Source organism: Leptospira limi, from assembly GCF_026151395.1.
In the GTDB taxonomy this organism is placed as follows: Bacteria; Spirochaetota; Leptospiria; order Leptospirales; family Leptospiraceae; genus Leptospira_A; species Leptospira_A limi.
The window spans coordinates 1,135,155-1,146,584 of sequence record NZ_JAMQPV010000001.1; the positions used below are offsets into that span (position 1 = coordinate 1,135,155).

Consider the following 11,430-nt stretch of genomic DNA (forward strand, 5'->3'; position numbering starts at 1 on the left):
AACATGACACCTAGTTTGTTGGCGCATATCAATTCCGGAAAATCTGTTGAAATTGATGGTTTAAGTTTTTTTTATTTAGATGAAGGAAAAGGAGATGAAATCATCCTCCTGTTGCCTGGTTTTTTGACCACTTCCTATAACTATCGCAAACTAATTGAATTGTTATCGACTCACTACCGTGTTTTGGCTTTGGACTTTTTAGGAACTGGATTTAGTAGTCGTCCTGACGGTCCTTTATCACATCGATTACAAGCTCATTATTTATCTCCTTTTTTAGAGAAAGTTGTAGGTGATAAAAAAGTACATGTTGTTGCTTTTGATTATGCATTACCAATTATGTGTTTTGCATTTAAAGATCAGACAAACCAATATAAATCATTATCCATATTAGGTGGGTTTATGAACTTACCTAAATTTAAATTCTACTTTCCGTTACATTTTCTTCGTTTGCCAATCATTGGTGAAATTTTTTCTTTTTTGTTTCGCCCACCACTACTTCGATTTTTTTATAAATGGTTTCTCGTAAAAAAAAGCCATCATTTCACAAGTGAATGGGAGAAGACCATGTATCACTTGTTATTTGAGGGAAAAAATCGCAAAAATACGTTAGAATTCATTCGTAATGTAGACAGGTCCACTCATGCCCTTCGTGAGATTGAAGAAGGTGCCAAACAATTTGTTGGATTACGACAAATTTACATAGGGGAAGAAGATTTTCGCATTTCTCCAAACCAAACTGAATACATGAAAGAAACTCTAAGGACCAGTAGTTTAGTGTTTTTGCCTTGTAAACATCTAGCGATGGAAGAATGCCCAACAGTAGTCTTCGAAAAACTTCATTATTTTGTAGATAGTTTTTCTCATAAAAAAACCAAAACATTCCATTTTAACAAAAGCAATAAGGACTAATATGGAAAGACTGATCTCGAAAATTAATCCACTCTCATCCGATTTTATATCAAATCGAACTACTTATTTAGAAACCCTTGTACCGATACGAAAGATTATCGAACAAGTGAAGTTAGGTGGTGGTAAAAAAGCCCTTGAGAAACATAAATCAAGAGGTAAACTCACTGCTCGCGAACGAATCAGTGAATTGATAGATGCAGATACTGAGTTTATGGAAATTTGTGGCCTTGCTGCTGAAGGTGTTTACCCAGACCCAGTTCCATCTGCTGGAATTATCACAGGGATTGGAAAAGTAGAAGGTGTAGATTGTATGATTGTTGCCAATGATGCAACCGTCAAAGGGGGAACATATTATCCCTTAACAGTCAAAAAACATGTAAGAGCCCAAGAGATCGCAGAAAACAATTCCTTACCATGTATTTATTTAGTAGATTCGGGTGGTGCATTTTTGCCCATGCAAGATGAAGTGTTTCCTGACAAAGATCATTTTGGTAAAATCTTTTTTAACCAAGCACGAATGAGTGCAAAGGGTATATCACAGATAGCGGTTGTTATGGGGTCTTGTACGGCTGGTGGTGCTTATATTCCTGCAATGTCAGATGAGTCAGTGATTGTAAAAGGGAATGGAACAATCTTTTTAGGTGGTCCACCACTTGTGAAAGCAGCAACAGGTGAAGTTGTGACAGGTGAGGAGTTAGGTGGTGCCGATGTTCATTGCCGTATTTCGGGTGTAACTGATCATTATGCAGAAGATGATTATCATGCATTGGAAATTACTAGATCCATCATTAAAAATTTAAATGTAAAAAATCAAACATTATCGAAAGAAACAGAAGAACCTTTATATCCTTCGGAAGAAATTTATGGAATCATTGAACGTGATTCTAGAAAATCTTATGATCCAAGAGAAATCATTGCACGTTTGGTGGATGGTTCTAGGTTTCATGAATTTAAAAAACTTTATGCTACTACAATTGTAACAGGTTTTGCTGAAATTTATGGATACCCAGTTGGAATCATTGCCAATCATGGAGTATTGTTTTCTGAATCGGCACTAAAAGCATCTCATTTTATTGAACTTTGTGACCAACGAAGGATCCCATTATTATTCCTCCAAAATATAACTGGTTTTATGGTAGGGAAAAAATATGAAAACAATGGGATTGCCCGTGATGGTGCAAAGATGGTGAATGCTGTTTCCACAACCACAGTCCCTAAGTTAACGATTGTTACTGGCGGATCGTATGGTGCAGGGAATTATGGAATGTGTGGTCGTGCCTTTGCACCTGAATTTTTATGGATGTGGCCAAATGCACGAATTTCTGTGATGGGTGGCGAACAAGCGGCCAATGTGTTATGGACTGTGAAAAAAGACCAAAAAGAAGCAGCAGGTGAAACCATCCTTCCTGAAGAAGAATCCACATTCAAAAAACCAATTTTGGATGATTATGAAAAAAAATCGTCTGCAGTGTACAGTTCTGCTAGGTTATGGGATGATGGAATCATCGATCCTGCTGACACTCGCAACATTTTGGGTAGGGCATTGTCTGTTCTCAGTAGAAGAAAAGAAGAAAGAAAACCATTCGGTGTCTTTAGAATGTAATTTTTTTCCTTTTCATTTCTTTTTAAGGAGCCAACGTACATCAAATGGTCATTCACGAAACGTCTTCCAATCAGGTAGTTGTCATCACCATTGAAGGTGAAGTCGATTTGTACAATGCAAAAGAATTGAAAGACATTCTGGATGACAAAATGCGCAAACACCAATACGAGATTGTTGTGAATTTGGAAAAGGTTCCGTTTATGGACAGTTCTGGAATAGGAACCCTCGTAACTGCGATGTACAAATTAAAAAAATACCATGGTAATTTAAAAGTATGTAGTGTGCATGGTTCTGTTGCAAAAGTGTTTAAGATGACTGGAATGGAAAGTCACTTGGAAGTGTTTGAAACCGAAGAGATGGCAGTCACTTCTATGATCAACGAACGTAACACTCATTCGGATTAGGGTAATAACAATCCCTGTTTTACCTTTTCCATTACCTCTTTCCCTTCGAATAATTCTAAAAGATACAAAGCAAATTCAAAAGCAGATCCAGGCCCTACACTCGTATGGATGTGTTTATACGACTCAATTCGTTTTCCTGTATACTTTCCGCCGGCTCCACTCACCAAATCCTCAGGCGATGGAAACGCAGTATATGGATTTTCTCCCGACAGAATCTGAAACTTTCGTAAAACAGCAGGAGCAGCACAAATGGCACCAATTGTTTTTTTCAATTGGTGGAAGGAATGCAATAGTGTTTCGATTTCAGGTTCTGCCATAAGGTTCTTTGTGCCGTTAAGACCTCCTGGTAGAACAATGGCATCAAAATCATTGGGATTAATTTCTGAAAAAGTTTTGTCTGCCAGGTGAATTGTATGACGCGATGCAATCACTGGTTCTTTCGATTTGCTAATCGAGACAACGTTTACGTTTCCTCGGCGCAGGACATCAATCAAAATGATTGCTTCCATTTCTTCAAAACCAGGGCATAGTGGAATTAAAACCTGAGTTGCCATACAATGACTTGTTTGGCTTGTTACAAAATGTTCAAGTTTTTTATGAAAAAACGATTCCAAGAAATGGGAACTTTCCCCCCGTTTCTGGGGTCTGATAGAATAGGAGAGAGTGTTCATTGTCTATGACTGAGAAAAAAACGAATCCTTTACGATATATAGCCATTGCGTTTAGCTTTTTATTACTTGGGACATTTTTGTCTCCCATATTGACGTGTGGAAATTCAAACGAGAACCCGTTACAACTCAAAGCAGATGGTGGAGAAAAATTATCACCAGCTCAAACCCAAGCAGTTGCTCTCGAAGATGCGTTCCAAGAAGTGTTTGATCGAGTTTCCCCCAGTGTTGTTTCCATTGCAACGGAAGGGACCGTGAATGTTCCACTCCACCCGTTTGAATATTTTTTTGGAAGACAAGATCCAAGAAGGAGTTCACGCCAACAAAAACTTTCAGGGCTTGGTTCTGGAATTGTTTTAAACGAAGATGGTTATATTATGACCAACCATCACGTGATCCAAAACATGGATAAATTCACTGTTAGGTTAAAAAACAAAAAAGAATTCGAAGCAAAATTGATTGGTTCTGATTCCACAGCAGACATTGCGATTTTAAAAATTAGTGCATCAAAAGGAAGTCTCACTCCAAGTTTGATTGGTGATTCTAGTAAAGTGAAAGTGGGGAACTGGGCGATTGCCATTGGTGCTCCACTCGGACTCGAACAATCCTTTACTGTTGGTGTCGTTTCTGCGATCCAACGCGGAGGACTTGATACATCTGGACTTTCCTACATCCAAACGGATGCAGCCATCAACCAAGGGAATAGCGGAGGACCACTGCTCAATATCCGAGGCGAAGTTGTGGGGATCAATCGTATGATTGTGAGCCAATCAGGTGGATCAGAAGGGATTGGATTTGCCATTCCGATCAACGAAGCAAGAAGGGTTGCCGAAGAGATCAAAACCAATGGAAAGGTCACCAGGGCTTGGATTGGAGCAGGTGTTGACAATATTGCAGAAGAAGACATCCGCCAGTTCCAATTAAAAGACAACAAAGGGGCCATCATCCGCCAAATTGTGAAAGGATCCCCAGCAGATAAAGCAGGACTCACATTAAATGATGTCATCATCAGTTTTGATGGAAAACCTGTCCGTTCCCCAGAAGAATTGGTAAGTTTTGTATTAGCATCTCCGATTGGCAAACGTATGGAGCTAAAAATCATTCGAAATAAAAATGAAATCTTGACGTCCATCACTCCAGAGAAGAAACCCAATTGAGGTGAGTTTACGAGAAGATTGGATGCAAGCGGGCGAAGAAGAACCAAACCTTCGCCCCACAAAACTGTCTGAGTTCATTGGACAAAAAGAGGTTCTGGCCAATCTATCGGTATATGTTGAGGCGGCTCGCAAACGAAAGAGCCCACTCGACCATGTTCTCATTTCGGGGCCACCTGGACTTGGGAAAACCACCCTCGCGAATATCATAGCCAACGAACTGGCAGTTGCGTTTACTCCCACCTCGGCACCGGCCATTTCGAAGGGTGCTGATTTGGTTCGGTTTCTTACCTTACTCAAAACAAATGAAGTCCTTTTCATCGATGAAATCCATGGGTTTATCAAAAAACAGGAAGAACTTTTATACCCTGCAATGGAGAACTTTTTTGTGGATTTGGTTGTGGGAGAAGGTGTTACCGCCAATGCCTTACAAATCCAACTCCAACCGTTTACCTTAGTGGGTGCCACAACGAGGTCTGGGCTTGTCAGCGATCCTTTAAAATCAAGGTTTGGCATCCATCTCAAACTTGATTTTTACACAGATGAAGAAATGCAAATCATCGTAGATCGTTCGGCAAAATTACTAGGAGTGAACCTCGGCGAAGGTGTGGCGATGGAAGTGGGAAAACGCAGTCGAAAAACCCCAAGGATAGCCAACCATCTCTTAAAACGAGTTCGGGATTTTGCAGAAGTAAACAATGAAACGTCTGTTAGCTTAAAGACATGTCGTTATGCATTTGAGCGTATGGGTGTGGACCATTTGGGACTTGATGCCGTCGACAGGCAAATTCTTGATATTCTCATTTCCCGTTACGGGGGTGGACCTGTCGGGATCAAACCAATTGCCGTTGTCCTAGGGGAAGAAGAACGAACCATCGAAGATACCTATGAACCTTTCCTTGTGCGTGTGGGTCTCATTGACCGGACTCCGCAAGGTCGTGTGGCTACGAAAAAAGCTTACGAACATTTAGGACTTCCTTATATTGGAAATACGGGAGAAAATCGTGAAAATGGCCCCACTCTCTTTTGATTTCCGATTACCCGAAAAAGAAGAAGGGGAAAAACGTCTCTTTTTTGCATTCACATTTGTGATCTTACTTGCGTCCTTTTTTTTAGCTCACCTCATCACGAGGAATATGTTATGGAAGATGTGGGCAGAAGAACAAACTCTCGAAAACCTAAGTCCCAAAGAACAAGAAAAAATATACGAAGTATTAGTAGAACAACAGTTCATCAATCCCGATAAAAAAGATGAATACAAAGCCTTGTCTAATAAGGATTCGGCGGGTGGCGGAGGGATCACCGAGAAACAAGGGTTTCATACATTAACCCAATTCCATGAATTCATTATGGGAAGTGCCACTTCCACTCCAAGTAAAACACAACCAAAATCAGAAGAATCCAAGGAAGACGAACTTTTTGAATTTGGTATTTTTAAAGCAGACCCAAAAACCAATTCCAATTCTGAGGAACGTCCGAACCAAGCTGCAAACGCTGGTCAGATGACAAAAATTCCATTTAACTATCGTTTCCAACAAGATTTTTTATTTCGTTGGGATGGAGCAAAAGCTCTCACCATTCCTACCAAACAATTAGCAGGTTATTATTATTTCAAAAATATGTTAAAACGGATAGAAGAATCCTTTGCTCCTCCCGGTGGTGGAAATTATGCCTATCGTGATATGGCAGGAATTGTTGCCAGAGAAGGAATTAAGGAAGGAGAAACTAAAGTATTGTTTATGTTAAGTGAACAAGGACAAGTTTTGGATGTTCGTTTGGTTTCTTCTCAAGGACAAGTTGTTGTCGACCAAGCATGTTTAGATTCGATACGAGGTCAAAACTTTGGTCCCGTCCCAGAAGAAGTGAAGGCCAAAGGATTAATCTTTGGCATCAATTTTATTTTTCCTGGGATGCGTTATTACCGCTAAGGATTATTCATTCAGTAAGGTACAACCATATTCTTTGGATTGGAATTTTGCTGTATTGGTTCTACCCAGACCTTTTACTGTCACCAATTGATTTTCTTTGTCTAATTTGAATTCACTGATGGGAACCCACTGTCTTGCAAAATCATGGCACTGTTCTTCTGATAACTCCATCACAAAGTAACAACTACAGTATTCTTTTGAGTAAAAACTGGAGATGATGGATGGAAAACTCGATAAGTGTTTCCAATTCCATTGTGACCAAAACAAAACAATTAAAAAGAATAATGCTAAGAAAATTGAAATTTTACGTTTCATAAGATTACCGAATCACTGATTCCTTGATCAATTTTAAAAATTCATTTTTGATAAACGCTTTTTCGCGGTCATCACCAAACCGAACTACTACGAGGTCTAAACTTGGAATTACATACATCATTTGACCCCAATGTCCAAGAGCAGCGAAGGTATCTTTTGGAGCATCAGGCCAAGGCTCATGGATACCTCGATCAGGAACTCCCGTATTGGCATACCAATGTGCAGTATAATTATCCTGTGATAAATCATCTGAATAGGGAGTTGTTTTATAACCAGGGGAAGGTGTCCTTGTGAATGTTAACCAACCTTCTGGCAAAAATCTCTCTCCATTCCACACACCATCGTTTAAATACAGGTATCCAATTTTGGCAAGATCCCTTGCTGTCATATAGAGATAAGAAGAACCTACATACGTTCCAGAAGCATCTCTTTCAAATGTTACATTAGAAATTCCAAGTGGTTTGAATATTTTTTCAAAGGGAAGTTTGTCATATTCTTCTTTGCCATATACTTTCTTCAATATCGCAGAAAGGATATTGGTATCACAACTGGAGTAATATACTTGTGTACCTGGTTCGGCGCGGAGGGGAAGGTTGGCACAAAAACTCCCCATGTCTTGTCGGCCCCTCGTATACAACATGGCAATCACAGAAGATTTGAGTGGACCACTTTCATACCCTTCTTCTGCAGCAAGACCGGAAGACATATTTAAAAGATGACGGATGGTGATTTTTTTATGGGCTTCGTCTCTACTGAGTGGTTCATAATGATAATATCCAGGGTCATCTAACTTGATCAGTCCATCTTTGACGGCAATTCCATACATTGTTTGTAAAATACTTTTTGAGACTGACCAAGTTAGGTGAAGTTTGTCTTCCTTAAAATTGCGTGCATATTTTTCATAAATGAGTTTTCCATTCCGAAGGATGACAACGGCATCAGTTCGTCTACCTTTTCTGTCTGTTTCATCACCAGTTCGGGCAAATGCATACTCTTCAACTAATTTGAGTTTTGCGGAAGAAACACCAACTGATTCAGGAGTGACAATTTTCCAATTTGGATTTGGCCATTCAGGTTTGATACGTTTGGGGAGGGGAGATACATTTACTTCTCCACCAAAGGGAGAAAGGTCTTTACTACATTGGATTGTAAAAAGAACAAAAAATAGAATCAGAATTTGTTTCATAGAATTCCTAACGTTCATTCGAAAGAGAATTCTAAGCAGATAAAACTAGTTTGCAAAGGAAAAAAGAGGAATGTTATACTTTTTCTGCGTACCCCTTTAGTTTTTGTACCATAGAAAATAGTCCATTCCGTCTTGAGATCGATAAAAACTTTGCAAGACCAACTTCTTCTATAAATCCAAGTGAGGCATTCGCTATATCTTCTGGACTTTGTCCTGAAAATACTCGTATTAGAATCGCAATCAGTCCTTTCGTAAGTGCCGTATCACTATCTGCATCAAACTCTAATTTCCCTTCAGTCAGTTTTGGTGCAACCCAAACCCGAGATTGGCATCCCGGTACTAAATATTCTTCTGTTCTTTTTTCATCAGGAAACTTTGGTAGTTCCTCACCTAACTCGATAAGGTATTGGAATTTTTCTTCCCAATCAGTCAGTTCCGAAAACTCAGAGATGATTTCTTTTTGGATATCTTCAATGTTTTGTTTCATCATTAGAACTTCCTTTTGGGATATCAGCGAATTTTTCTTTTTTTCTCATGTAGAACTGGTTAAAACCAGAGCGGGATAAATTTTTAATTTCGACTCTATTGACTGTAGCGACTGTTAGTTCGTATAAATCTTCATTTTTATGAAAGAAATAATCCATTCGGAGTTTTTCTTCCAATGAGTACTCAACATTTTCCCAGATGAGTTTTTTCTCCTCGAAATTGACAAACAGACATTCAGGTGGTTTTGAAAGCACATAACAAAATTCACCAGGTTTTGGGACTCCTTTGTAAAAAAGTCCACAGCCAATACTTGTTAAAAAACTGAAAACAACACCTAATAAGTGTAACTTGGACAAAAATGGTTTCATTCTTTTTTATCCAAATTTAGATCCAGTTTTGTTTTAAGGCCTGGTTTTTCTTTGATGAATTGGGAAATTAAGATTGGGATTTCTGTATTTTTTTTGCCAGTGGCAATGTAAAATTCTTCTAACAAATCAATTCCTTTCTGCGATAAATTTTGCAAGTGGAAGATAGTAGCCTCTGTGATGATGGAAGTTTCAGTGATCATATCAGGATTATTGGTTTTAGCTTGTCTGAGTAATGACAAAGCTCCCACATAATCTTTTTTATAATATTTACCAAGACCCCGTAAGAAGTTTTCCTCTCTCGGAGAAAATTGAATTCCCAATTTAAAATTTGGATCTTTTGTAATGGTGATTAAATGATCGAGACCACTTGCATCACCTGCAAGCATCGTATTAAAGGTTAACAACCATATGTAAACAGTTTGTAGTTCGGGAGATAATTTTGAACGATCGACGTTTCCATATTCTCCTACTAAAACTTGAGGACGTTTGACACTCCGATGAGTTTCTCCGAGGAATAACAACACTCGGTTGTTTTCCCAGTCCGTAAAGGGAGAGGAGGAATAGGCTTCCGCAGTCCTTGCATTCCAAAAGATAGAGTCTAATGTCGATTCGGCGAGAACGGAACTTCCTATGAATTCACGAAATGGAGATCCTAGATGTAAGATCAAACTATCGTGGTCAAATTGGATTCCCAATCGATTTAAATTCCAAAACAAACTCCTTGCGATCAAATGAAAGGCGACAGGATCGGTTGGGTCTTTTTCTGAGTAGTTGGTTGCGATTGTTTGGAAATCTTCTATCTCTTTTTCTTTGAGATTCCCTGATTTCCAGAGTTCGATTGTTTTTTCTTTGGTTTTTTCTGCTCTGACACTTTGGTCTTTGGCAAAAAGAAAATAAATTTCTTTTCTATAGGTAAACCCTAAAGTGGAGAGGCCAAGCGCTAAAACCAATAAAAATAGCGGTGCCTTTGATTTCTTCTTTCTATGCGGTTCGTACCGGGAGTAAATCGCCATCGTTTGTTCCCATTTTTTTTTGCCCTCCCCACTTGACACGGCTTTTTCTTTGTGATTTAGTGAGAAGGGTATGGAAGATGATTTTTTAGATGATGACGAATTCGATGCAGATAGCCTAAACGAAGACGTTGTAACGTATGCTTGTGAGGACTGCGACCATCGTTGGGAAGCCGAAGGTGAGGATGAATACCTCGATTCATGGGAATTGATCTGCCCTATGTGCGGATCAGCCAATATCACCGAACTTTAAATTGACTTTTACCCATTCTCTTTTTTGTATTTTGGTCGTTCCGTCCATTTTGTGGAGCGACTCTTCTCAATTTTCGACTTTGTATTCAGAATTCAAAAAAGGAAATTATTCTCTCGTATCCAAACAATCGCTCCAATACTTAAATGGACGAGAACCCGAAAAAGATCCTCGGATTTTTTTTCTTTATGTTTCTACAGAAGAAAACTGGTCAAAACTCAAATCCAATTTAAGTAAGGAAAACTCACCTAACTTTAGATTATCGCCACATTATTGGAATGCAGTTTATTTGTTTATGGAGAGAGCTTTGGTGTTTGGAGAATCTGATTTACTCATAGAATGGGGAAAGGATTTTCAAAAAAATGGAAAACAAAGTCCAAAATACAATGATGCACTTTTGTTATATGGACTTGGTTTGATGGATTTAAAAAACGAATCCGAAGCCAAAAAGGTTTTTTCAGAAATTGAATCTAACTCTCCTTCTAAACATATTTTGGTCCAATTGGAAGAGATCAAAACAGTTGGGAAATAAATGAAAGGTCTTCGTGTTTCACAAGGTAAGTGGAAAGGAAAAGAAATTCCATCACCACCCGATGTATCTGGTCATCTCAACTTTACCAATAGCCTCGTTAAAAAAGCAATTTTTTCACTTATGGATTCTCGGTTATTGTCTTGGGGCCTTAGTTTTGAATCAGTTTTGTTTTGCGATTATTTTGCTGGAAGTGGGCAAATCTCTGCAGAGGCGTATAGCCTTTCAGTCAAACGACTTCTAACATACGAATTAGACCAAACACGATTTCGAAATTTACATACTCTATTTCGCGGACTACCAAATGTACAATTGTTTCGAAAAGATGCCACGAAACATGCGTTAAAGTGGGAGCTGGGAGAAGAATTGGCATATATCTATTACTTAGATCCACCTTACACCTATTGGTCGGAAACTCCAATGCGAATGAAAGAAATGTTGGAAGATTTATACCAATTTTGCCTTTCGACAAATAAACCGTTTTTGATTCTTTGTCAGATTCCAGAACACCAATCCACAAAAAACATTTGGGTCAATGTTCCTTATAAAATCAGAGAGTATGGAAGTCATTTCATCATCGAAACAGGTTATGAAACCATGGAAACTTTGGAAGAGTAATC

Annotated in this window: 15 protein-coding genes; 9 read left to right on the top strand and 6 right to left on the bottom strand. The window is 38.8% G+C overall.

Going from position 1 to position 11,430, the window contains the following annotated elements; translation table 11 throughout:
- Positions 1-3: 3 nt before the first annotated feature.
- From ND812_RS05340 to ND812_RS05350, 3 genes are read left to right on the top strand one after another with little or no spacing between them, the layout of a single operon-like run.
- Complete coding sequence (locus tag ND812_RS05340) at positions 4-909, top strand: alpha/beta fold hydrolase (RefSeq protein ID WP_265374589.1); 906 nt, start codon at positions 4-6, stop codon at positions 907-909.
- Position 910: 1 nt separating this feature from the next.
- Complete coding sequence (locus ND812_RS05345; RefSeq protein ID WP_265374590.1) at positions 911-2,512, top strand: carboxyl transferase domain-containing protein; 1,602 nt, start codon at positions 911-913, stop codon at positions 2,510-2,512.
- A gap of 44 nt (positions 2,513-2,556) precedes the next feature.
- The gene (locus ND812_RS05350; protein ID WP_265374591.1) at positions 2,557-2,916 is read left to right on the top strand and encodes an STAS domain-containing protein; all 360 of its coding nucleotides are present in this window, start codon (positions 2,557-2,559) and stop codon (positions 2,914-2,916) included.
- Here ND812_RS05350 and ND812_RS05355 read toward each other — a convergent pair.
- Positions 2,913-3,470, bottom strand: a complete 558-nt coding sequence (locus tag ND812_RS05355) for a DJ-1 family glyoxalase III (protein WP_265375908.1) — start codon at positions 3,468-3,470, stop codon at positions 2,913-2,915. The two genes, ND812_RS05350 and ND812_RS05355, sit on opposite strands and share 4 nt — an antisense overlap.
- A gap of 122 nt (positions 3,471-3,592) precedes the next feature.
- On the opposite strand from ND812_RS05355, the gene ND812_RS05360 reads away from it, so the two are divergent.
- Genes ND812_RS05360 through ND812_RS05370 form a run of 3 tightly spaced genes read left to right on the top strand, consistent with a single transcriptional unit; the run spans position 3,593 to position 6,666 of the window.
- Entirely contained in the window at positions 3,593-4,741 is a 1,149-nt protein-coding gene (locus ND812_RS05360) for a trypsin-like peptidase domain-containing protein (RefSeq protein WP_265374592.1), read from the top strand.
- A 22-nt stretch (positions 4,742-4,763) separates the two neighbouring features.
- A complete protein-coding gene (ruvB, locus tag ND812_RS05365) occupies positions 4,764-5,768 on the top strand; it encodes a Holliday junction branch migration DNA helicase RuvB (RefSeq protein WP_265359412.1) in 1,005 nt (334 codons plus the stop codon).
- Entirely contained in the window at positions 5,749-6,666 is a 918-nt protein-coding gene (locus tag ND812_RS05370) for a TonB family protein (protein WP_265374593.1), read from the top strand. The genes ruvB and ND812_RS05370 overlap by 20 nt, the downstream gene beginning before the upstream one ends.
- Before the next feature lie 3 nt (positions 6,667-6,669).
- Here the strand turns inward: ND812_RS05370 and ND812_RS05375 are convergent, their stop codons facing one another.
- From ND812_RS05375 to ND812_RS05395, 5 genes are all read right to left on the bottom strand, one after another.
- On the bottom strand, positions 6,670-6,981 hold the full coding sequence (locus tag ND812_RS05375) for a hypothetical protein (protein ID WP_265374594.1): 312 nt from the start codon (positions 6,979-6,981) through the stop codon (positions 6,670-6,672).
- A 4-nt stretch (positions 6,982-6,985) separates the two neighbouring features.
- Positions 6,986-8,167 (bottom strand): serine hydrolase domain-containing protein, encoded by a 1,182-nt coding sequence (locus tag ND812_RS05380; protein ID WP_265374595.1) that lies wholly within the window; start codon positions 8,165-8,167, stop codon positions 6,986-6,988.
- A 73-nt stretch (positions 8,168-8,240) separates the two neighbouring features.
- Entirely contained in the window at positions 8,241-8,654 is a 414-nt protein-coding gene (locus ND812_RS05385) for a SufE family protein (RefSeq protein WP_265374596.1), read from the bottom strand.
- Positions 8,638-9,021, bottom strand: coding sequence for an LIC12806 family lipoprotein (locus tag ND812_RS05390; protein ID WP_265374597.1), 384 nt, complete (start codon positions 9,019-9,021; stop codon positions 8,638-8,640). Before ND812_RS05390 ends, ND812_RS05385 begins: the two co-directional genes overlap by 17 nt.
- On the bottom strand, positions 9,018-10,034 hold the full coding sequence (locus ND812_RS05395; protein WP_265374598.1) for a hypothetical protein: 1,017 nt from the start codon (positions 10,032-10,034) through the stop codon (positions 9,018-9,020). Before ND812_RS05395 ends, ND812_RS05390 begins: the two co-directional genes overlap by 4 nt.
- A 70-nt stretch (positions 10,035-10,104) precedes the next feature.
- Here ND812_RS05395 and ND812_RS05400 point away from each other — a divergent pair, with 70 nt between their 5' ends.
- Genes ND812_RS05400 through ND812_RS05410 form a run of 3 tightly spaced genes read left to right on the top strand, consistent with a single transcriptional unit; the run spans position 10,105 to position 11,428 of the window.
- Positions 10,105-10,284, top strand: coding sequence for a hypothetical protein (locus ND812_RS05400; protein ID WP_108959948.1), 180 nt, complete (start codon positions 10,105-10,107; stop codon positions 10,282-10,284).
- Between the two features lie 49 nt (positions 10,285-10,333).
- A complete protein-coding gene (locus tag ND812_RS05405; protein ID WP_265374599.1) occupies positions 10,334-10,813 on the top strand; it encodes a tetratricopeptide repeat protein in 480 nt (159 codons plus the stop codon).
- Positions 10,814-11,428 carry an RsmD family RNA methyltransferase gene (locus ND812_RS05410; protein ID WP_265374600.1) on the top strand — a complete coding sequence of 205 codons (615 nt, stop codon included), beginning with the start codon at positions 10,814-10,816 and terminating at the stop codon, positions 11,426-11,428.
- Positions 11,429-11,430: the final 2 nt, after the last annotated feature.